The 20,763-nt window shown below is 57.4% G+C and carries 20 protein-coding genes; 10 read left to right on the plus strand and 10 right to left on the minus strand.

All coding sequences use genetic code 11. The features are described 5' to 3' along the window. Nucleotides 1-33: 33 nt before the first annotated feature. Entirely contained in the window at nt 34-3,378 is a 3,345-nt protein-coding gene (carB, locus tag GOW93_RS09860; protein WP_170383593.1) for a carbamoyl-phosphate synthase large subunit, read from the plus strand. Nucleotides 3,379-3,642: 264 nt separating this feature from the next. Further along, entirely contained in the window at nt 3,643-4,053 is a 411-nt protein-coding gene (locus GOW93_RS09865) for a VOC family protein (protein ID WP_170383595.1), read from the plus strand. Nucleotides 4,054-4,072: 19 nt separating this feature from the next. Here GOW93_RS09865 and GOW93_RS09870 read toward each other — a convergent pair whose 3' ends face one another. Genes GOW93_RS09870 through GOW93_RS09880 form a run of 3 tightly spaced genes read right to left on the minus strand, consistent with a single transcriptional unit; the run spans nt 4,073 to nt 8,626 of the window. Beyond that, nucleotides 4,073-7,114, minus strand: coding sequence for an efflux RND transporter permease subunit (locus GOW93_RS09870; RefSeq protein ID WP_170383597.1), 3,042 nt, complete (start codon nt 7,112-7,114; stop codon nt 4,073-4,075). Nucleotides 7,115-7,124: 10 nt separating this feature from the next. Beyond that, nucleotides 7,125-8,162 (minus strand): efflux RND transporter periplasmic adaptor subunit, encoded by a 1,038-nt coding sequence (locus GOW93_RS09875; RefSeq protein ID WP_170383599.1) that lies wholly within the window; start codon nt 8,160-8,162, stop codon nt 7,125-7,127. Further along, complete coding sequence (locus GOW93_RS09880; RefSeq protein WP_170383601.1) at nt 8,159-8,626, minus strand: MarR family winged helix-turn-helix transcriptional regulator; 468 nt, start codon at nt 8,624-8,626, stop codon at nt 8,159-8,161. The genes GOW93_RS09875 and GOW93_RS09880 overlap by 4 nt, the downstream gene beginning before the upstream one ends. 167 nt (nt 8,627-8,793) lie before the next feature. Between GOW93_RS09880 and GOW93_RS09885 the strand changes: the two genes are divergently transcribed. Together GOW93_RS09885 and GOW93_RS09890 are read left to right on the plus strand one after the other, a co-directional pair. Further along, nucleotides 8,794-9,918 (plus strand): beta-ketoacyl-ACP synthase III, encoded by a 1,125-nt coding sequence (locus GOW93_RS09885; protein WP_170383603.1) that lies wholly within the window; start codon nt 8,794-8,796, stop codon nt 9,916-9,918. Nucleotides 9,919-10,186: 268 nt separating this feature from the next. Further along, complete coding sequence (locus GOW93_RS09890; protein WP_368039660.1) at nt 10,187-10,978, plus strand: alpha/beta fold hydrolase; 792 nt, start codon at nt 10,187-10,189, stop codon at nt 10,976-10,978. 85 nt (nt 10,979-11,063) lie between these two features. Here the strand turns inward: GOW93_RS09890 and GOW93_RS09895 are convergent, their stop codons facing one another. Then, nucleotides 11,064-11,525 carry a hypothetical protein gene (locus tag GOW93_RS09895; protein ID WP_170383811.1) on the minus strand — a complete coding sequence of 154 codons (462 nt, stop codon included), beginning with the start codon at nt 11,523-11,525 and terminating at the stop codon, nt 11,064-11,066. A gap of 356 nt (nt 11,526-11,881) precedes the next feature. Here GOW93_RS09895 and GOW93_RS09900 point away from each other — a divergent pair, with 356 nt between their 5' ends. Then, on the plus strand, nt 11,882-12,460 hold the full coding sequence (locus tag GOW93_RS09900) for a thymidine kinase (RefSeq protein WP_170383607.1): 579 nt from the start codon (nt 11,882-11,884) through the stop codon (nt 12,458-12,460). Here the strand turns inward: GOW93_RS09900 and GOW93_RS09905 are convergent. From GOW93_RS09905 to GOW93_RS09925, 5 genes are all read right to left on the minus strand, one after another. Then, complete coding sequence (locus GOW93_RS09905) at nt 12,457-13,407, minus strand: 2-hydroxyacid dehydrogenase (RefSeq protein ID WP_170383609.1); 951 nt, start codon at nt 13,405-13,407, stop codon at nt 12,457-12,459. The genes GOW93_RS09900 and GOW93_RS09905 overlap by 4 nt on opposite strands. Continuing rightward, a complete protein-coding gene (locus tag GOW93_RS09910; protein ID WP_170383611.1) occupies nt 13,407-13,745 on the minus strand; it encodes a tRNA-binding protein in 339 nt (112 codons plus the stop codon). The genes GOW93_RS09905 and GOW93_RS09910 overlap by 1 nt, the downstream gene beginning before the upstream one ends. Further along, nucleotides 13,738-14,553 carry a pyrroline-5-carboxylate reductase gene (gene proC / locus GOW93_RS09915; protein ID WP_170383613.1) on the minus strand — a complete coding sequence of 272 codons (816 nt, stop codon included), beginning with the start codon at nt 14,551-14,553 and terminating at the stop codon, nt 13,738-13,740. The genes GOW93_RS09910 and proC overlap by 8 nt, the downstream gene beginning before the upstream one ends. 36 nt (nt 14,554-14,589) lie before the next feature. Next, complete coding sequence (locus GOW93_RS09920; RefSeq protein ID WP_170383614.1) at nt 14,590-15,090, minus strand: YbjN domain-containing protein; 501 nt, start codon at nt 15,088-15,090, stop codon at nt 14,590-14,592. Between the two features lie 310 nt (nt 15,091-15,400). Then, nucleotides 15,401-15,649: an accessory factor UbiK family protein gene (locus GOW93_RS09925; protein ID WP_170383616.1), complete on the minus strand. Its 249-nt coding sequence runs from the start codon at nt 15,647-15,649 to the stop codon at nt 15,401-15,403. Between the two features lie 97 nt (nt 15,650-15,746). On the opposite strand from GOW93_RS09925, the gene lgt reads away from it, so the two are divergent. The 5 genes from lgt to GOW93_RS09945 all read left to right on the plus strand — a co-directional run bounded on the left by lgt (nt 15,747) and on the right by GOW93_RS09945 (nt 19,974). Next, nucleotides 15,747-16,643 (plus strand): prolipoprotein diacylglyceryl transferase, encoded by an 897-nt coding sequence (gene lgt, locus GOW93_RS09930; protein WP_170383618.1) that lies wholly within the window; start codon nt 15,747-15,749, stop codon nt 16,641-16,643. Beyond that, nucleotides 16,640-17,707 carry a class I SAM-dependent methyltransferase gene (locus GOW93_RS09935; protein ID WP_170383620.1) on the plus strand — a complete coding sequence of 356 codons (1,068 nt, stop codon included), beginning with the start codon at nt 16,640-16,642 and terminating at the stop codon, nt 17,705-17,707. Before lgt ends, GOW93_RS09935 begins: the two co-directional genes overlap by 4 nt. Then, nucleotides 17,704-18,462 carry a peptidoglycan editing factor PgeF gene (gene pgeF, locus GOW93_RS09940; protein ID WP_170383622.1) on the plus strand — a complete coding sequence of 253 codons (759 nt, stop codon included), beginning with the start codon at nt 17,704-17,706 and terminating at the stop codon, nt 18,460-18,462. Before GOW93_RS09935 ends, pgeF begins: the two co-directional genes overlap by 4 nt. Nucleotides 18,463-18,731: 269 nt before the next feature. Continuing rightward, the gene (locus GOW93_RS20840; protein ID WP_302477006.1) at nt 18,732-18,860 is read left to right on the plus strand and encodes a hypothetical protein; all 129 of its coding nucleotides are present in this window, start codon (nt 18,732-18,734) and stop codon (nt 18,858-18,860) included. 331 nt (nt 18,861-19,191) lie between these two features. Continuing rightward, entirely contained in the window at nt 19,192-19,974 is a 783-nt protein-coding gene (locus tag GOW93_RS09945) for a Hint domain-containing protein (RefSeq protein WP_170383624.1), read from the plus strand. Nucleotides 19,975-20,091: 117 nt separating this feature from the next. On the opposite strand, the gene GOW93_RS09950 is transcribed toward GOW93_RS09945, so the two are convergent. Continuing rightward, on the minus strand, nt 20,092-20,592 hold the full coding sequence (locus tag GOW93_RS09950; RefSeq protein ID WP_170383626.1) for an Lrp/AsnC family transcriptional regulator: 501 nt from the start codon (nt 20,590-20,592) through the stop codon (nt 20,092-20,094). Nucleotides 20,593-20,763 lie beyond the last annotated feature (171 nt).

The following is a 20,763-nucleotide window of genomic DNA, read 5'->3' on the forward strand; positions in this document are numbered from 1 at the left end:
CCCTGACTCGCAGACAACCGAAGGAACAAGGCCATGCCCAGAAGAACCGACATTCAGTCGATCATGATCATCGGGGCGGGGCCCATTGTCATCGGTCAGGCCTGCGAATTCGACTATTCCGGCGCACAGGCCTGTAAGGCGCTGCGCGAGGAAGGGTACCGGGTCATTCTGGTAAACTCAAACCCGGCGACCATCATGACCGATCCCGGGCTGGCGGACGCCACCTATATCGAGCCTATTACCCCCGAGGTTGTCGCCAAGATCATCGAGAAGGAACGCCCCGACGCCCTGCTGCCCACCATGGGCGGACAGACCGGCCTGAACACTTCGTTGGCGTTGGAAGAGATAGGCGTACTGGACAAGTTCGGCGTTGAGATGATCGGCGCCAAGCGCGACGCCATCGAAATGGCCGAAGACCGCGCCCTGTTCCGCGAGGCGATGGACCGGCTGGGTCTGGAAAACCCCAAGGCGACCATCGTGACCGCACCCAAGCGTGAAGACGGATCCACCGATCTGGACGCGGGCGTGCAAATGGCACTTGATGAGCTTGAAGAAATCGGTCTGCCTGCCATCATCCGCCCCGCCTTTACTCTGGGCGGCACCGGCGGCGGCGTGGCCTATAACCGCGAGGATTATATCCATTTTTGCCGTTCGGGCATGGATGCCTCGCCGGTCAATCAGATCCTCGTCGATGAAAGCCTGCTGGGCTGGAAAGAATACGAGATGGAGGTGGTGCGCGACACCGCTGACAACGCCATCATCGTCTGCTCCATCGAAAACGTCGACCCGATGGGCGTGCACACGGGTGACTCGATCACTGTGGCCCCAGCGCTCACGCTGACCGACAAGGAATACCAGATCATGCGCAACGGCTCGATTGCCGTTCTGCGCGAGATCGGGGTCGAGACCGGCGGATCGAACGTACAGTGGGCGATCAACCCCGACGATGGCCGCATGGTCGTGATCGAGATGAACCCGCGCGTGTCGCGCTCCTCGGCGCTGGCGTCCAAAGCGACCGGATTTCCGATTGCAAAGATCGCCGCGAAACTGGCCGTTGGCTACACGCTGGACGAACTGGACAACGACATCACCAAGGTAACCCCGGCCTCGTTCGAGCCGACCATCGACTATGTCGTTACCAAGATTCCGAAATTCGCGTTTGAGAAATTCCCGGGCTCGGAACCCTATCTGACCACCGCGATGAAGTCGGTGGGTGAGGCCATGTCCATCGGCCGCACCATCCACGAATCGATGCAGAAGGCTCTGGCCTCGATGGAATCGGGCCTGACCGGCTTTGATGAGATCGAAATCCCCGGCCTCAACGTAGGTGTCTGGGAGGAGGCCGACGACAAGGCTGCTGTAATCAAGGCGATCAGCCAGCAGACGCCCGACCGTCTGCGCACAATCGCGCAAGCGATGCGCCACGGTCTGACCGATGACGAGATTTTCGGCGTCACCAAGTTCGACCCGTGGTTCTTGGCCCGCATCCGCGAGATCATCGAGGCCGAACGTCAGGTCCGTAAAGACGGTCTGCCGGTGACCGAGGAAGGCATCCGCAAGCTCAAGATGCTGGGCTTCACCGATGCACGTCTGGGCAATCTGACCGGCCGCGACGAAGACAACGTCCGCCGCGCCCGCCGGAATCTCGGCGTCAGCGCCGTGTTCAAGCGCATCGACACCTGCGCCGCCGAGTTCGAAGCGCAGACGCCTTACATGTATTCGACCTACGAAGCCCCAATGATGGGTGAGGTTGAATGTGAAGCACGCCCGAGTGACCGCAAAAAGGTCGTCATTCTCGGCGGTGGCCCGAACCGGATCGGTCAGGGTATCGAGTTCGACTATTGCTGCTGTCACGCCTGTTTCGCGCTGACCGAGGCAGGCTACGAAACCATCATGATCAACTGCAACCCCGAGACAGTGTCCACCGACTATGACACTTCGGACCGCCTGTATTTCGAGCCGCTGACCTTCGAACACGTCATGGAAATCCTGACGAAGGAACAGGAAAACGGCACGCTGCATGGTGTGATCGTTCAGTTCGGCGGTCAGACCCCGCTGAAACTGGCAAACGCGCTCGAGGCCGAGGGCATCCCGATCCTCGGAACCACACCGGACGCGATCGACCTGGCCGAAGACCGCGAACGCTTCCAGGCGCTGGTCAACGATCTGGGCCTGAAACAGCCCAAGAACGGCATTGCCTCGACGGATGAACAGGCGCTGGAGATTGCCGAAGAAATCGGCTTCCCGCTGGTCATCCGCCCCTCTTACGTTCTGGGTGGCCGCGCGATGGAGATCGTGCGCGACATGGATCAGCTGAAACGCTACATCAACGAGGCCGTCGTGGTCTCGGGCGACAGCCCGGTTCTGCTGGACAGCTATCTGGCCGGTGCGGTTGAGCTGGACGTAGACGCTCTGTGCGATGGCACCGACGTACACGTCGCGGGTATCATGCAGCACATCGAAGAGGCGGGCGTTCACTCGGGCGACTCGGCCTGTTCGCTACCGCCCTACTCGCTGTCAAAAGAGATCATTGAGCAGATCAAGGATCAGGCGTTCAAACTGGCCAAGGCGCTGAACGTTGTCGGCTTGATGAACGTGCAGTTCGCGATCAAGGATGATGAGATCTACCTGATCGAAGTGAACCCGCGCGCCTCGCGCACTGTACCTTTCGTCGCCAAAGCCACCGACAGCGCGATTGCCTCGATTGCGGCGCGCATCATGGCGGGCGAAAAACTGGCGAACTTCCCAAAACGCCCGCCCTACAAGACTGTCGACGACACCAAAATCGCCGACCAGATGACACTGGCCGACCCGGACATGCCGTGGTTCTCGGTGAAAGAAGCAGTTCTGCCCTTTGCCCGTTTCCCCGGTGTCGACACCATTCTTGGCCCGGAAATGCGCTCGACCGGAGAGGTCATGGGCTGGGATCGCGACTTCCCGCGTGCTTTCCTCAAGGCGCAGATGGGCGCCGGGATGGTGTTGCCGTCCTCGGGTCGCGCCTTTATCTCAATCAAGGATGCCGACAAGACAGCCGCCATGCTAGAGGCTGCTCAGGTGTTGGTTGAACAAGGCTTCACACTGGTTGCAACCCGCGGCACCCAAAGCTGGCTGGCTAATCAGGGGGTCCCTTGCGATGTGGTCAACAAGGTCTATGAAGGCCGCCCCGATGTGGTCGACATGCTGAAAGACGGTCAGGTACAGTTGTTGATGAACACCACCGAGGGTGCTCAGGCGGTGGAGGATAGCAAATCCATCCGCTCGATCGCGCTCTATGACAAGATCCCTTATTTCACCACCGCCGCCGCCAGCCATGCCGCTGCGCTGGCGATCAAGGCGCAGGCCGAAGGGGATGTCGAGGTGAAGTCGCTGCAGGGCTGACCGGCTCTGCTAGCGGCGAATTCCGCGCATTTTGAACCAATTAGTCCGCGCCCGTTGACCTTGTGTCATCGGGCGCGCATTTTTTTGCAAACGAGCAGAAGGAACAAGAAATGCTTAGGTTTATGGCTTTTGCCGCTCTGATAACGCTTGCCGCGTGCGATGTCCCGCTGATCCCTCTGATCTGACAGGAGACGCAGCACTGTTTTCGCTTTCCCTGCGCTCAGGCTGGTCCCATCATGAGGACCTAAGCCAAACGAGGGAGCTGTGCGCCTTTACACCACATACGGAACCAATAATCTTCCAAGGGCCATTCGGTTTTACGACGCGATCTTTTCCGTTTTAAACCAGCCGCGCCTTCCGGGGTGGAACGAAGGGCGCGCTGGTTGGGGAACAGAGCCTGATGCCGGAACCGGGTTTTGGATATGCACACCCTTTGACGGTAAAGCCGCGAGCGTGGGCAATGGGACGATGATGGCTTTCCCTGCCCGCAGCGCCAAACAGGTTCGGCGGTTCCATGCGGTTGGTCTAGAAAACGGTGGAGCTGATGAAGGCGCTCCGGGCACACGAGACTACTACGCACCTGATTTCTATGTCGCCTATTTGCGCGACCCCGACGGCAACAAGCTGTCCTGTTTTTACTACCACTACGACCCGGCAAAAGATCCGGGCGACTGAAACAGCCGCCCGGTAGCATTTAGACCTTGGCCGCCTCACGCCTTTCATCCCGCGCAAATAACACGAGGTAAAAGACCGGAGCCGCAACCATGGTCAGGATCGTGGCAAAAGCCAATCCCCCCATGATCGTCACCGCCATCGATCGGAAGAACGCGTCCGTCAGCAACGGTGCCATGCCCAGAATGGTGGTGATCGCCGCCAGCATCACAGGACGCAGACGCGAGACCGAGGCCTCGACGATAGCCTCACGCAAAGGTTTGCCGGTTTCGCGGACCAAGTCGATTTCTTCAACCAGCACGATGCCGTTTTTGATCAACATCCCCGACAGGCTGAGCAGGCCCAGCAGCGCTGTGAAGGTAAACGGCAGGCCCGTACCCAGCAGGCCAATCACGACCCCGTTCACCGACATCGGCACCAGCAGCCAGATGATAATCGGTTGTCGAACCGCGTTGAAGATCAGAACCGAAATCAACACCATGATCAGCAGGCTGAGCGGCAATTGGCGCCCGAGGCTTTCATTTGCTTCACCCGCGTTCTCAAATTCACCGCCCCATTCCATCCGGTAGCCCGGCGGCAGTTCCATGCTTTCGATGGCCGCGCGCACCTCGGAGTGGACCTGTGCCGCCGTCATGTCTGGCGGGATATCAGCCCCCACGGTGATCGTCAGCACCCTATCGCGACGATGGACCAGCGTGTTAAGCGCTTTGTAATCGAACCCATCAACCATTTGCTCGACCGGGACAAACCTCTCGGACTGGTCCGAGAACACGACCTGATCCACAATCGAATAATCCCCGTCCGCAGGACGGCGCAGGATGATCGGAATCAGGCGATCCCGCTCGCGGAATTCCCCAGCAACGATTCCGTCCGTTGAAAACTGCAAGGTTGCGGCAATATCTTCTCGCGAGACTCCAGCAGTCTGGGCGCGTTCAGTCGCATAGATCGGTTGTACTGCCAGTTCCTGCTCGCGCCAATCGTGGTAGACGTTAAGCGCGTTTGGTGAGGCCTCATTCATTTTCTGCACGGCCTCATCCGCCAGCGCGCGCAGCACCGCCGGATCACTGCCCGAGAACCGCGCTTGAATCGGATCACCGCCTCCGGGGCCGAAGATCAGGCGCTTGGTGCGGAACTTACCCTCGGGGAATTGTGCCTGACCAAACGCCTCCAGATCCGCTTGCAGCACTGGAATGTCATCCAACGTCTCAGTCCGGATGATCATGTGCCCGTAGCTGGGGTTGGGTTTCTCGGCGGAATAGGTAAGCAGGAACCGGGTCGCGCCCTGCCCTACGAAGGTGGTGACCGACACAACATCATCTCGTTCATTCAGCCAATCTTCGAACACAGCCATATCCGTGGCCGTACGCGCGATGGGCGTGCCCTGCGGCAGGTTGTAATGCACGAAGAACAGCGGTGTATTCGAGTCAGGAAAGAACTGCTGTTTCACCAGCCCAAAGCCAGCAAAACATGCAGCCGTTACCCCGATCAACGCGGCAATCACCAGCCAACGCATCCGAAGCGCCCAGCTTAGGATCGCGCCATAGACGCGGAACATGATGCCACCATAGGCATCCACTGCACCCACTTTGCCTTGCTTGAAAAAGTAGTGGCCCAGCATCGGTGTCACGGTCAGCGCCAGCACCCAGCTGAGCAACAGCGAAATCCCGATTACCGCGAACAGCGAGAACAGGAATTCACCCGTCGCATCCGGGCTGAGACCGATCCCAGCGAACGCCATGATGCCAATGATCGTAGCCCCAAGTAGCGGTATCTGCGTCTTCGAGGCCGCCTCGTCCGCTGCGTCACGCGAATTCTTGCCTCGCAGCATGGCGATTTGCATCCCCTCGGCCACCACGATGGCGTTGTCCACCAGCATCCCCATCGCGATGATCAAGGCACCCAATGAAATCCGCTCCATCTCAATTGAGAAGATCGACATGAACAGCAGCGTCCCCACTACCGTCAGCAACAGGGTTGAACCAACGACAACGGCTGCACGCCACCCCATGAAGATACCCAGCACCGCAACCACGATGCTAACTGACAAGGCCAGATTTACCAGAAAGTCGTTCGAGGCCTGCTCGACCACCACGTGCTGCTGATAGATTGGCAGGATTTCAACTCCATATGGAATCTGTGAATCCAGCTCGGCGAGTTTTGCATCGGCTCGTTGGCCTACTTCGACAATGTTCTCGGTCGAAAGACCCGCGATGCCCAACGTAAACGCCTCGGTGCCGTTGAACCGGATCATGACCTCGGGGTCTGTCTGACGCCCCCTGGAAACATGCGCCATATCGAAAAGATTGATTACCTGCCCTTGCGATCCCAGGGACAACCCGGCGATGGCCGACACGGTGTCCGACCCTTCGGCGGTCAGAATCGTGGTGCGGTCATTTTCCGTCCGGACTGAGCCCGAAGCATTCACCGAATCCGCGTTGGCGATCGCCTCGTTGATGGCTGTGATGGGGACATTCTGGTTCACGGAAATGGCCAGATCTGGTTCGACAAAGATCGCCTCGTCCGGCAAACCCATCACCTCGACATCCGCAACGCCGGGAACAGTCAGCAATTCGCGCCGCAAAAAGGTGGATAGCTCATGTTTCTCGGCGTCTGAAAACCCTTCGGCTGTGACAGCGTAAAACAGGCCGAACACGTCGCCGAATCCGTCATTCACCAGTGGCGGGCTTACACCTGACGGCAATGTGCGTGATGCGTCGCGCACCTTGGCCCGCAGCTTAGTCCAGATTTCGGGAAGTTCGGTACCGTCATAGGTCGACTTGATCTCGACCTCGATCAGCGAAAATCCGGGCTGGTTGACCGAGGTGATCGTATCGACCTCGCCCATCTGCTGGATGGCAGATTCCAATGGTTCTGAGACCTCCAGCGCCACTTCTTCCGCTGTGGCACCGGGGTATTGAGTTGCAATGACGGCGTTCTTGATGGTGAAGGCCGGGTCTTCCAGACGACCCAATGACAGGAATCCCCAGATGCCCCCAAACAGGGCAATCAGGATGATCAGCCACGTATAGATCGGCCGGTCGATTGAGGCGCGCGCAATGTTCATCTGTCCGCCCTCAATTCGCAAAGCCGGCAAAGCGGCGCACGGCCTGTCCATCGGTCAGCGCGCTTCCACCCGCGACAACGATTTCGTCACCATCCGACAAGCCCCTCAGCACCCGAACTTCGCCGGTTTGGGTCGGTTCGATAGTGACAGATACGTGCTTGATGGTGCCTTCATCTGCTCCCGTTGGCGAAAACACCATGACGCCCAGCGCACCATCAGCGCCTGCCACAATGGCTGACGCCGGAATGATGATACCGGTTCGGCCATCTTGCACCTGAACATTCACAGTCACGGACGAACCCGGCAAAATTTGCAGCCCTTCGGGCGGGGTCAGGCCAAACTGGATGCGGAAGGTCTGCCCGACAGTCGAGCTTTCAGCGTCAAACTCACGAACCTGAAGAGGGAAAACCTCGTCACTGACCGGGAACTTGGCTGTGATCGAGATGTCTTCTTCCTGACCCGAACGCTGGAAGAGAATTTCAGGCACATCGACTTCGATCCGCAACTCGGACATGTCGTGAATGCGTACGATGGGCGCGCCAGCGGACACGGTGGTAAAGGCTTCGACCGCCCGGCTGGACACCAGTGCATCGAACGGCGCAGTCAGAGTGGCGTGTTCCAGATCATATTCCGCATCCCGCACAGCGATATCGGCCAGTTGCGCTTCGGTCTCGGCATCGTCCACGGCCACTTGGCTGGCGGCAGTGCCACGCAAACGCGACAGGCGGGCCACGGTGCGGTCAGCCTGATCCTTTTGCAAAACTGCGCGGTCGTAACGACGCTGAAACGGAGCCTTGTCTAATTGCGCGATCAACTCACCCTTGGGAATTACAAAGCCTTCGGTCACCGGCATCTCGACGATTTGACCAGATACCTGAAAGGCCAGATCAACGGTTTGCCGCGCTGCAACCCGTCCAAAAAACTGTCGTGAAAAGCCTGGCGCGGTTTCACGCACCTGCATCAGCTTGACCGGCTTTGCAGTGTTTTGTGCAAGTACCGGCGTCGTCAGTGTGATCAAAGCCGCAGTCAGAACAGAGAGGAGTTTCATTTCGTCAATCCCTCGGGAATTCCTGTTTTCAGGATGTTGTCTCGGATTTTACGCGCCAGTCGCGCGAATTCGACAGTTTCTTCGGCAGTCAGCCCAGAGGCACGGCGAAAAAGATCCCCGGCTTCGGCCACCAACATATCTCGGGCACCTTCACCCTGATCGGTCAGAACCAGCAACCAAGCACGGCGGTCTTCAGGGTCACGTTTACGGGTTAGGTACCCCGCCTTTTCCAGACTATCGGCCGTGGCAGTGATGGTCGATGGAACGCTCAGCATGTCCGCCGCCAGAACCCCCATACGCTTGGGTTGGTCGAGCTTGATAAGCATGTGGCATTCCGGATGGCTCAGGTCCGTTTCCATGCAGTTAAACGTCTCTTCCAGTTTCCAATACAGGGCATACACCCCCATGATCGACTGGATTTCCGGGCTCAGGCGGCCAAGCCTGGTACTGATATCGTCTTGCATGAAATTTTCCCGTGTGAGCCCGACAGGCCACATACTTCATATTCTGAACTATTCAAGATGTGAACCTAAATTTGACGAATACCCGTATGTTCCGTTGGGTCACCATCCCTTGATCAAAGCCTGCCACAACTGCATTTTAAGCAAATTCGATACCTTCAGGACCCGCCATGTATACGCCCGCAATCACCGGCACAGGTGTTTTCACACCCGAGAACGTCATCACCAATGCCGAACTCGTCACTGCATTCAACGCATTTACCGACAAGCAGAATGCCAAGAACGCCGACGCGATTGCGGCGGGTGAGGTCGAGCCTATGCAGCACTCCTCGGAAGAGTTCATCCTCAAGGCATCGGGCATCCAGAACCGCTATGTGATGAACAAGTCCGGCGTTTTGGACCCGGACGTGATGCATCCCCAGCTGCGCCAGCGCGCGGATGACGAACCCGGCATCATGACCGAGATGGCCGTGGACGCCTGCAAAAAGGCACTGGAGCAGGCGGGCCGCAGTGCCGAGGATGTCGATCTGGTGATCTGCGCCGCATCGAACCACGAACGCGCCTATCCCGCGATAGCGATTGAGATTCAGCAGGCACTGGGGATCAAAGGCTTTGGTTTCGATATGAATGTCGCCTGTTCCTCGGCCACGTTCGGCATTCAGGCGGCAGCGGACATGATCCGCTCGGGTTCGGTCCGGTCGGCGCTGGTGGTGAACCCCGAGATTTGTTCGGGCCATCTGGAGTGGCGCGACCGCGATTGCCATTTCATCTTTGGCGATGTGGCGACCGCCACCCTGATCGAACGGATCGAAGACGCGACGGGGCCGCATTTCGAAATCCTCTCGACCCGCTGCGCCACGTCGTTCTCAAACAATATCCGCAACAACAACGGTTTCCTGCGCCGCTCGCGCCCCGATGGGGTGATCGACCGGCGCGACATGCAGTTCATGCAGAACGGCCGCAAGGTGTTCAAGGAAGTGCTGCCGATGGTCAGCAAACATATCTCGGACCACATGGCGTCCGAGGGAGTGGCCAGCGGCGACCTGAAACGCCTGTGGCTACATCAGGCCAACAAGACGATGAACGATTTCATCGGTAAAAAGGTGCTGGGCCGTGAGCCAGAAGCGGGAGAGCAACCCAACATCCTGCAGGACTATGCCAACACATCCTCAGCCGGCTCGATCATCGCGTTTTCAAAGTACTCGGATGATCTTGCGGAAGGGGATGTCGGGCTGATCTGCTCTTTCGGCGCGGGATATTCGGTGGGATCGGTGATCGTGAAGCGGCACGGGTGACGGTCGGTTTCCCGAATTCACACAAGAGAGTATTCGACTAACTGCTTTGAGCCTAAACTGACATCTGCATTTCACCATGCGGACCAATTGTTTTGGTATCAAAATGTGAGAATGGCTTGTAGCGTCGAATCAGGTCTTTGCAAATATTCCAATGAACTCACGACTTAAAGATATTTCGTTTTAGGAGAACAACTTGACTGAACACATAACTCTCAGAGATGGTAGAACGCTCGCTTTCAGCACTTACGGCGACCCAAACGGAACACCTGTGATTTTTAGCCATGGGTTTTCCGACTCTCACGTCATTCGTCAACCTGACGACAACCTAACCGCTTCGCTTGGAGTGCGATGGATTGCAGCGGACCAACCCGGTGTCGGAGGGTCGAGTCCGAAAAAGGATCGGAAAATGGTCGACTGGGGCGTAGATATGGAGGATCTGGCGGATCATCTTGGCCTTGATACCTTCAACGTGGCGGGCCATTCCGGAGGCGGCCCCCACGCTTTGGCGGTGGCATTTCACATGCCCGAACGTGTGCGCAAGGTAGCGCTCGCTTCTCCTGTGGCGCCATTCGATGAGCCCGGCGTTACCAAAATGCTGGTACTGCAGGATCTGAAGACCATTGCGAAACTGCGCCATCTAACCCTGCTGATCCGTTGGGCAGAACGTATGGGCGCCAAAAGTGCTTTGAAAGACATCCCTTCATATGTGGAGTCTGTCGTTGATCAAATGCCCAACGAAGCCAAAACAATACTCCGCAATCCAAAGCAGCAAGCCTTATTCGAAGAAAACTTTCGCCTCGGTTATCAACAACACGAGGAAGGTGTTTTCGAAATGACGATGGCTCTTTGGGATTGGGGGTTTTCGCCAAAGGAAATCCAGCAACCGGTTGAGATGTTTTATGGCACTGCGGACGACATTATCTCACCGGAAATGCCTCGACACCTTTGCTCTGAGCTTCCCAACTGCACAGCGCACGAGTGGTCGGGCGCAGGACACTATGGGTTTGTGGATCGCGAGCGGTGGACCGAATTTGTCGGCGCGGTCGCAAGTCTGTCGTAGCAAGTGAAAGGCAGCAATGTCGGCAAATCAGGTGTTCAAAGCTCGTGTCGGCAGCTTTTCCTCACAGGAAGATCAGCGATCAGCCTCAGCTCACGCTTTCCTCCTCCAGATGCAGCTTCATCTCGATCAACACCTGTTGCAACTGGCTGGTTTCTTTCAGCAGACGCTTGGCTTCATTCACGGTAATGATTCCGTCTTCGATGGCGGCTTGATATTCGGTCATCAGCATCGCGAAGCGCTGGCTTAACGCAATAACGTCTGAGTTCACCCCTCCGGTACGCGGTTTGTCCGAGTTGCGACCGTCATAGGACAAGGTGATGTTCTTAAGATCGGCCAGGGCAGACGTGACGTGCGGATAGCTGGATACGGCCTCAAGCCGAGCGACAGCATCGACAGGCATAAACCGGTCGGCATGTTCTGCGTTGTCTGAATAATACCGCCCCAGTGTCGCCTTGGATTTGCCGGTGATCTCACACGCAGATTCGATACCGACATCTTTGACCAATGCTTCTGTATGCTTTTTCAGATAAGCCCCGATATCTGCCATGTTATTACCTTTGCTGCCTGCCTCACCCACAACATCTGCCATTGTGGGGGAAAGGGACAGGAAATTTCCCATACTCTAGTCATAATTGAAATGTCATATATTGGCTATCCCTCAGATATGCAGGGGTTTTGTGAGTGAGTGGCGGCCGTTCCGGCCGGTAACGAGTGCTTGCGGGGCGCTATTTCAGCCTCGCACTTTGTAGGCCGCATGTTGGCCGACGGCGTCGCTGTTGTAGGCGTGGGGGATCCATCCCCTTTGAGCATACGCTCTGCCCCTGCAACAACAACGGCGGCGTCGCATCTTTAACGGCTTTTGGTACCTTGCCCAGACTGGTCTTGCCATTTAGACCCGGGCGCATGGCAAAGCTTTACTTCAATTATTCCACCATGAACGCGGGCAAATCGACCGTGTTGCTGCAGGCTTCGCACAACTATCGTGAGAGAGGCATGGACACCTATCTGATGACCGCGGCGCTGGACGGGCGCGCCGGTGTCGGCAAGATCGCCTCACGGATCGGGATATCCGCTGACGCAGACACCTTCGTGGCCGGAGATAACGTCTTTGTGATGATCGAAGCGCGACTGAGCCAAGGCAAGGTCGCCTGTGTTTTCGTGGATGAGGCGCAGTTCCTGACCGAAGAACAGGTTTGGCAACTGGCACGCGCCGTTGATGACCTGAAAGTGCCGGTTCTGGCCTATGGGTTGAGGGTAGATTTTCAGGGGCGCCTATTTCCAGGCTCAGCGGCCTTGCTGGCGCTGGCCGATGAAATGCGCGAGGTCCGCACGATCTGCAAATGCGGGCGCAAAGCGACTATGGTGATACGCCAGGATGAGAACGGAAACACCATCACCGAAGGCGCGCAGGTGCAGATTGGCGGGAACGAGACCTATGTTTCGCTTTGCCGCAAACACTGGCGCGAGGCGGTCGGCCCCTAAACCAGATTCGGCAAAGGGCGACCCGCGACATAGGCCGCCACGTTGTCCAGCGCCATATGCCCCATATCCGAGCGGACTTCCTCGGTCGCGGTGCCCAGATGGGGCAGCAAGGTCACGTTTTCCATGTCGCGTAGCGCCTGCGGAACAGCGGGTTCGAATTCGTAGACATCCAACCCTGCACCCGCGATCTCACCGGCTTGCAGCGCCGCAATCAGAGCCGACTCGTCCACGACCTCCCCGCGCGCGATATTGATCAGGATGGCCGAAGGATTCATCGCCGCAAGCACCAAAGCGTTGATCAGATGACGGGTTTCCGCGCCACCGGGGACGGCAAGGATCAGGAAATCGACAGATCCGGCCAGTGCCTTGAGATCGCTGGTGTACACAGCCGGAAAGTCCAGCTCCTTGGCGCTGCGCGACTGATACGCCACTTGCATTCCGAACCCGAAATGGCAACGCCGGGCGATAGCCTGACCGATACGGCCCATGCCGACAATGCCGACTCGCTTGCCCGTCACGTGGTGACCGAGCATTTGCGTCGGATGCCAGCCCTGCCAGCCGCCTGCACGGACCAACCGTTCACCCTCACCTGCTCGGCGGGCGGTGGACAGTAACAGGGTCATGGCAATGTCCGCAGTGGCATCGGTCACTGCCCCGGGTGTATTGGTGACGGCCATGCCAGCGGCACGGGCCGCGTCCACGTCGATGTGATTGTAGCCGACGCCAAAATTCGCCAGCAGCTTGCAGCGGGAATTGGGCGTTTCGGCGAACACCTGCGCCGAAAATTGATCGCCCAGCGTTGGCACGACCACGTCGAACTCCGTCAACGCGCGCAGCATTTCCTCGAACGTCATCGGCAGCGTTTCACTGCGGATCTCGACATCAAATTCGGCCCGGGCGCGAGCTTCGACAGAGGCGGTCATTGGACGGGTGATCAGCAGTTTCATCAGTGCATCCGTCCTCCGGTGGGAACCTCGCCATCCGGACCAATCAAGACAACCTCTCCATTCTCATCGGGCAAGCCCAGCACCAAAACCTCGGACATGAACCGGCCGATCTGACGCGGTGGGAAGTTCACGACGGCCATCACCTGCTTGCCGACCAGCGAGGCCGGATCGTAATGCGCCGTGACCTGAGCCGAGGTTTTCCGCTCACCAATCTCATCGCCAAAGTCGATCCACATCTTGATCGCGGGCTTACGAGCCTCGGGGTACGGTTCGGCCCGGATCACTTCGCCCACACGGATATCGACCTTGAGGAAATCGTCGAACGTTATCTCACTCACGAGACAGCTCCTTGGATCGGTCTGTTGCGGCTTTGACCGCCCGGTGCAGCAGGTCAGGGAAGCCTTCTTCTTCGTGCATCAGAACTTCTAGCGCAGCCTGCGTAGTTCCGTTGGGTGATGTCACGTTGATGCGAAGTTGCGAGGGGTCTTCCTCGGCAGCCATAGCCAGCGCACCTGCCCCGGCCACGGTGGATTTTGCCAGCTTCATCGCCAGCTCATGCGGCAATCCCTGCGCCTGACCGGCGGCGGCCAGCGTTTCGATCAGGTGGAACACGTAAGCCGGCCCCGAACCGCTGAGGCCCGTGACCGCGTCCATCTGCGCCTCATCTTCCAGCCGGACAGTTTGGCCAATGGCCGACAGCAGGCTTTCAGACAACGCAACATCTGCGTCAGACGCATGTGTGTTGCCGATGAGTGCCGTAATTCCCTGTCGAATCGCGGCGGGTGTGTTCGGCATGGCCCGTACGATCGGGGTTCCTTCACCCAATACGGATTCGAAAGTGGCAATCGAGGTGCCTGCAGCAACCGAGACAAACAAGCTGCTGCCACCGCCCAACGCCTGGATTGCAGGCAGGGCCTCGCCCATCATCTGAGGCTTGACGGCCACCAAAACCACTGCGGGTGCTTCGGGCAAAGGGGTATTGATATTGACGCCCTGCGCTTTCAGCCAATCTGACGGGTTCGGGTCGATCACCCAGACCGCTGACGCAGGAAGGCCATGCTCTAACCATCCGGCGAGCATGGCCGATCCCATCTTACCGCATCCCAGAAGAACCAGCCCCTGCTCGGCGACACGTGACATATCCATGATTGCCCCTCCCCTTATTCGGTTTGGGGCAAAGCTTTACGCGCGGCCGTAGGCCTCTGCAATGGCGACTTGCATCGCTTCTTCTGGGGTACGGTTACCCCATGTAACCAATTGTATCGCCGGATAGTAACGTTCGGCGCTCAGGACTGCGGCGGTGATCATCGTATCGATTTGTTCCGGGCTGGCCGTCTGTCCGCCTGCCAGAACCAGACCGTAACGGTAGACCATCAATTTCTGATTGGCCCAATAGGTAAACGCTCCGGCCCAACACTGATCATTCATCTTGTTCAGAAGCTCATACAATTCGGATTCACGATCCGAGGGGGGCTCCATTTCGAACGAACACACCATACGCAGGGTTTCGTCATAATTCGACCAGGCCAAAGTGATCGAATATGTGCGCCACTGCCCTTCGACGGCCATGGCAATCTGATCATCCCCGATCCGGTCAAAGTCCCAGTCGTGATGTTCGGCAAGATGTTCAACAATATCGATCGGATGAAGGTCTTCTTCGAGAAACTGCTCGGAAAGGGCCATAATGCCACCTCACTAATCTCTAGCATTTCGGGGCTGGCAGCGCCCCAGCGCTAGTTGCCTGCTCTACAAGCCGGGCTTCCCCCATGGGCCTGTACTAAATATGGTGCGATGCGAGATGGGTTCTGACAACCCTATTTCTTGGGGATAACAGCAATAAGTTGTGGACGAATGGCAACGGCGATCAAAATATTGGCACTGGCCGCAGCTTTGCCTTGATTAATTTTCACAAGGCGCCAAGATGCACGACACTGCACAACCCGAACCCGGATTGCGCGGCGGATAGCTTTAGCCCGAAATCAAGTTTAAGACGTTATTTGTCCAGCTTCGCCTCTAGCGCTGCGATACGCGCTTCGAGCGCTGCGTTTTCTTCACGCGCTTTCTGAGCCATCGCGCGGACAGCGTCAAACTCCTCACGCGTAACGAAATCGCGGTCGGCCAGCCAACGGTCCATCATCGACTTCATTGCATTCTCGGCCTCTTCCCGAGCGCCCTGCGCCACGCCCATGGCGTTGGTCATCAGCTGGGAAACATCGTCGAGGATCTTGTTGCGGGTTTGCATGGCTTTACTCCGAAATCGCGGTTGGTCTTTATATGGGGAAAGATTACGCCGGGCTCAAGGTTGACTTGCCCCGCAAACCCCGGGCAATGAGACGCACATGCAGGCTGTTCTGAATTTCCCCGATCTGTCGCCCGAATTGTTCTCGATCTCGTTGTTCGGGATGGACTTTGCACTCAGATGGTACGCTCTGGCCTATATCGCCGGTATTTTGATTGCATGGCGGATGGGGGTGATGGCACTAAAACGCCCAGCCTTGTGGCCAAATAAAATGCCACCGATAAAGCCCGAACAGCTTGAGGACCTGATCACCTGGATCATCCTTGGCGTGATTTTGGGCGGGCGGCTTGGGTTCGTGCTGTTCTATCAGCCTGCCTATTACCTTTCGAATCCAATTGAGATTCTGAAAGTCTGGCAAGGCGGCATGGCCTTCCATGGCGGACTGTTGGGTGTCGTAGTCGCATCTTACCTATATGCGCGGCGGCACCAGATTTCTGCTCTTTCTCTGGCCGACCTGATTGCGCACACAGTGCCGCCCGGCCTGTTGCTGGGGCGCCTGGCAAATTTCATCAATGCCGAACTTTGGGGACGGCCCAGTGAACTACCTTGGGCGGTCGTTTTCCCCGGTACCGCCGCGCAGAATTGCCCCAGCGTCTTGGCCGGAATGTGCGCGCGGCACCCTTCGCAACTGTACGAAGCGGCGCTTGAGGGCCTTTTGCTTGGTGCCATACTTCTATGGCTGGTCTATCGCCGCAGGGCGTTTCACAAGCCCGGCATGATTATGGGCGTCTTTCTTGCTGGATACGGAGCGTCGCGGTTTATTGTCGAGTTTTTCCGCCAGCCGGATGCACAGTTCATCTCACCCGGCAACCCGCTGGGTCTGGCTTGGCATATTGGGGGATACGGGCTTACGATGGGGCAATTGCTATCGCTGCCGATGATCGCGCTTGGCCTATGGTTCGCTCTGCGCATACGGCAGACCAGGAGCACGCCATGACCCTGAAGAAGCACCTGCTGGAACGGATCGCACAAGACGGCCCGATGAGTGTCGCCGACTATACAACCGAGTGCATGCTGCACCCGACACACGGTTACTACACCACCCGCGACCCATTGGGGGTAAAAGGTGACTTCGTCACAGCCCCTGAAATCAGTCAGATGTTTGGAGAACTGATTGGTCTGGCTCTGGCCCAAAGCTGGCAGGACCAGGGGCATCCTGAACATTTCGTTCTAGCCGAACTGGGACCGGGGCGCGGCACCTTGATGGCGGATATACTGCGCGCCACGGCTCGTGTGCCTGGGTTTCACGACGCGGCCGAAGTTGTTCTTTTCGAGGCCTCGCCCACCTTACGGGCCATCCAAGCAAAAACACTAAAGGGCCATGAACCGCGCTGGATCGGCTCTGTTGCGGACCTGCCCGAAGCGCCGCTATATCTGGTCGCGAATGAGTTCTTCGACGCCCTGCCCGTCCGCCAGTTTGTGCGCGATGGCAACGGCTGGCGGGAACGCCTGATCGGCTCTGAGGACGGCGCTCTCACCTGGGGGCTCGGACCGCAGGCGGAACAGGTGGCGCTTAAGGACAGGCTGAACGACACCAAGGATGGCGATCTGGTTGAACTTTGCGCGGCAGCGATCCCCATCATCACTGTGATCGCGGGGCGAATAGGAACCCATGGCGGCGCGGGTGTAATTGTGGATTACGGCGACTGGCATTCCCAAGGCGACACGTTTCAGGCCGTGCAGGCGCATGAACATTGCGACCCGCTGGCCATGCCTGGCAAGGCCGATCTGACAGCACATGTGGATTTCGAACCGCTGGCTTTGGCAACACGGGCTGCCGGCTGCGCCCATTCGCGCCTGACGTCGCAGGGAGTGTTCCTTGAACGGCTGGGAATCACCGCCCGTGCGCAGGCCTTGGCCACACAACTTGACGGGCCAAAACATGATGAACTTGTTGCCGCGCATCGCCGGTTGACGCACCCTGAGGAAATGGGAAATCTGTTCAAAGTTCTGGGCCTATACCCTTCCCCTTCTTCACCGCCGCCGGGACTGGAGCCATGACCTTGGAAATTCTGACCTCAGATTTGCTAGACCCACTGCGCCACGGCTTCTTCAGCCGCCGTGGCGGGGCTTCTTCGGGAATCTTTGCGGGGCTCAACTGTGGTTATGGCTCCTCTGATCAAACCGAGGCCGTCACGATCAATCGCAATCGCGTAGCCGACGCTATGGAGGTCGAACCCGAATCGATGATTGGCATACACCAGTTCCATTCACCTGTGGTTTTGACTGTGGACGCCCCCATAAATGGCGAAAAACCCAAGGCTGATGGCGTGGTCACGGCCACTCCGGGGCTGGCCCTGACGATTCTCACAGCCGACTGCCAACCGGTCCTTTTCGCCGACACTAACGCAAACGTGATCGGAGCTGCTCATGCAGGGTGGCGCGGCGCGCGGGACGGGGTACTCGAAGCAACGCTGGATGCGATGGAAGCCCTGGGCGCAAAGCGAGAAAACACCATGGCGGTGATTGGCCCGTCCATCTCACAAGCCGCTTATGAAGTAGGGCCTGAGTTTCTGGATGAATTCGTAGTGGAATCTCAGGAAAACCTACGATTCTTTGCAAATGGGAAAGGTGACAGGCTGCAATTCGATTTACCCGGTTATGGCCTTCACAGGCTGCGCCAAGCGGGTATCGGTCAAGCTGAATGGACACGCCACTGTACCTACTCCGACCCCGAGAGATTCTACTCTTATCGACGGTCGACCCACGCGAAGGAAGCCGACTACGGCCGCCTGATTTCCGCCATAAAACTTTAAGGTCAAACGCCAATTGTGGCGATTTCGCCGCTTTTTCGCCACATTTCTCGTGTCTTCTAACTCTCGAGAATTTGAAATTTATTGTCCGCTCTCAGATGTTTATCGGTCGATTCTCAAGAAGGGCGCGGCAATACAAGGCAAAAGGAATCGGAAATCTTCGTATGTCCTGAATTCAACCCGGATCAGCCTTATCGCCGCCGCAATGGTACTGCAGATTGGATACTGAGAGGAAAGCGGGACGAATGTCCCCACAGCGAGCAGGACACAACATGAAGACGAAATCGCGCTTTCTTAGCGCCGTGATTGCGGCCACCGGAAAGCAAGAGCTGGAAATGCCGTGGAAACGCGTCTCCAGCCAATCTGTCAGGGTTGTACGCCGTCTGGCGACGCGACGCTGATCTGCCAAACCCTTGGGGCCAAGCTGCCGGTTTCAAGGGAAAAGACGCGCAACGGAGGGGTGCTCCGATCCGCTGCGTGACCTGCTGACAACATTTTGTTCAGACAGGATCGGAGCGTGTATCGCCGGCAATTACGCCTGCGTTTGTTATGAGTTTGTCTGGGGGGTCAATGTGATGACCACGAATGTAGGAATAGTTAATGAGACAGGCGTCCTTTGCGTTTGTCATCCTGCGGTCACCGTTCTCTTTCAAGGCAATAAAGGAACCGAACAGGCGGGTCTGTATGGGAGTTCAGCCTGCCTGCGCGGAAACTAGAGGGGACGGAATTGTAATGGCTATTCCAAATTCTTTAGCGCGCGCCGCTAAGAATGCCGTAGAAACATCGGCATTGCTGCGGGACGCGCCAAGAACGGCGACAAAGCAAAAAGCGCAGTTGCGGCGCTATGAAGTTAGTACGCTAATGGAAAACGGGGATGTCGTTCAGACCCGCCACATCGCGCCAGCGCTGCAGGTGTTCGAGGACGCATTCTGCGCCTTTACCCGTGGCTCGCTGGTTGAAACCGAAACAGGACCGATGGCAATCGAGGACCTGCTGCCCGGCGACACCGTTCTGACGCAGAACGGCAGATCGGAAACAGTGCTTTGGAAAGGGTCAGTCACGCTGATCCCTGGTCGCGAAGATTCCCGGGGCCGGACACGCCCCCTGACCCGGATCATGGCCGATACGTTTGGCATGCAAAAGCCTATGTCAGGTGTGATTGCCGGTCCAGCTGCACGCTTGCTTGCCACGCCCGGACATCTTCGGCATCTGCATGGGGGTGGACCGGTCCTGACACCGATTCACGAGTTTCAGGATGGCACAAGCGTGGTCGAAACATTGCCGCCGACACCGGTCGAGTTGTTTCACATCTGCCTCAAGCGGCACGCAGTCATCAATGTCGACGGGTTGCAGTTCGAAACCTACCACCCCGGGCTCAACGCGGTGCGCAGGATAAGCCATTCGCTGCGGTCAATCTATCTGAACCTGTTTGCGCATATCGATTCACTGAATGATTTCGGCCCGCTGGCCTTGCCACGCGCCGGAGACGGAGAAGTGGATGCAATAACCGCTTAAATCTTAATGAGTTCTGCAATGTGGGGGCATTATGCAGTTAGTTCTAAGTTGGGTCTTGTGTATGATGGTGACAGCCTTGCTACCACCAGTAGAACCACATCCTACGTCACATAGGGATTAGGCTGTCCTGCTCATCCGTTCTTCCAGAACGTCAAAAGGCACGCCGGGCTCATCTTTTGCGCCGCGAATGACGAGCGAGGTTTTGACGCTGGCCACGTTTGGCGTGGTCAGCAAATCGCCTGTCAGGAACTGCTGAAAACTGCTCAGATCCGGCGCGACGCATTTCAAGATGAAGTCAACTTCGCCGTTCAGCATGTGGCATTCCCGAACCAGCGGCCATTCGCGGCAGCGTTCTTCGAATGCGCTCAGTTCAGTTTCAGCTTGGCTTTCCAAGCCGACCATCGCAAAGACCTGAACCTCGAATCCCAACTCACGCGAGTTTACATCGGCATGATAGCCACGGATCAGGCCCGATTCTTCCAGCGTCCGCACGCGGCGCAGGCAAGGCGGGGCCGAAATTCCCACGCGTTTTGCCAATTCGACATTGGTCATACGACCGTCTGCCTGCAATTCCGCTAGTATCTTGCGGTCAATCTCATCCAGCCGTATCGCGACCATCAAATACTCCTGATTTTTCGGTTGTTATAACAGCGCCCAACGGATGCGCAATAATCTTTCGTGAGTGCGCAATATTGTTTATTTACAATTTCTTTTTTGCTCACCATTTGCCGGACCCAAAACCGCTGTCAAAAGGAAGGGGCTTTAAGCGCGGCACAGGGGTCGCTATAT

This window comes from Ruegeria atlantica (assembly GCF_013032455.1).
In the GTDB taxonomy this organism is placed as follows: Bacteria; Pseudomonadota; Alphaproteobacteria; order Rhodobacterales; family Rhodobacteraceae; genus Ruegeria; species Ruegeria atlantica_B.

Excerpts from the sequence above, each read along its gene's own strand:
- GOW93_RS09870 (WP_170383597.1), bottom strand. The coding sequence starts at position 7,114 with ATGAACATTGCGCGCGCCTCAATCGACCGGCCGATCTATACGTGGCTG.
- GOW93_RS09900 (WP_170383607.1), top strand. The coding sequence starts at position 11,882 with ATGGCAAAGCTTTACTTCAATTATTCCACCATGAACGCGGGCAAATCG.
- GOW93_RS09950 (WP_170383626.1), bottom strand. The coding sequence starts at position 20,592 with ATGGTCGCGATACGGCTGGATGAGATTGACCGCAAGATACTAGCGGAA.
- GOW93_RS09905 (WP_170383609.1), bottom strand. The coding sequence starts at position 13,407 with ATGAAACTGCTGATCACCCGTCCAATGACCGCCTCTGTCGAAGCTCGC.
- GOW93_RS09875 (WP_170383599.1), bottom strand. The coding sequence starts at position 8,162 with ATGAAACTCCTCTCTGTTCTGACTGCGGCTTTGATCACACTGACGACG.
- GOW93_RS09895 (WP_170383811.1), bottom strand. The coding sequence starts at position 11,525 with ATGGCAGATATCGGGGCTTATCTGAAAAAGCATACAGAAGCATTGGTC.
- GOW93_RS09925 (WP_170383616.1), bottom strand. The coding sequence starts at position 15,649 with ATGCAAACCCGCAACAAGATCCTCGACGATGTTTCCCAGCTGATGACC.
- carB (WP_170383593.1), top strand. The coding sequence starts at position 34 with ATGCCCAGAAGAACCGACATTCAGTCGATCATGATCATCGGGGCGGGG.
- GOW93_RS20840 (WP_302477006.1), top strand. The coding sequence starts at position 18,732 with ATGAAGACGAAATCGCGCTTTCTTAGCGCCGTGATTGCGGCCACCGGA.
- GOW93_RS09945 (WP_170383624.1), top strand. The coding sequence starts at position 19,192 with ATGGCTATTCCAAATTCTTTAGCGCGCGCCGCTAAGAATGCCGTAGAA.
- GOW93_RS09880 (WP_170383601.1), bottom strand. The coding sequence starts at position 8,626 with ATGCAAGACGATATCAGTACCAGGCTTGGCCGCCTGAGCCCGGAAATC.
- lgt (WP_170383618.1), top strand. The coding sequence starts at position 15,747 with ATGCAGGCTGTTCTGAATTTCCCCGATCTGTCGCCCGAATTGTTCTCG.
- GOW93_RS09885 (WP_170383603.1), top strand. The coding sequence starts at position 8,794 with ATGTATACGCCCGCAATCACCGGCACAGGTGTTTTCACACCCGAGAAC.
- proC (WP_170383613.1), bottom strand. The coding sequence starts at position 14,553 with ATGGATATGTCACGTGTCGCCGAGCAGGGGCTGGTTCTTCTGGGATGC.
- GOW93_RS09935 (WP_170383620.1), top strand. The coding sequence starts at position 16,640 with ATGACCCTGAAGAAGCACCTGCTGGAACGGATCGCACAAGACGGCCCG.
- pgeF (WP_170383622.1), top strand. The coding sequence starts at position 17,704 with ATGACCTTGGAAATTCTGACCTCAGATTTGCTAGACCCACTGCGCCAC.
- GOW93_RS09920 (WP_170383614.1), bottom strand. The coding sequence starts at position 15,090 with ATGGCCCTTTCCGAGCAGTTTCTCGAAGAAGACCTTCATCCGATCGAT.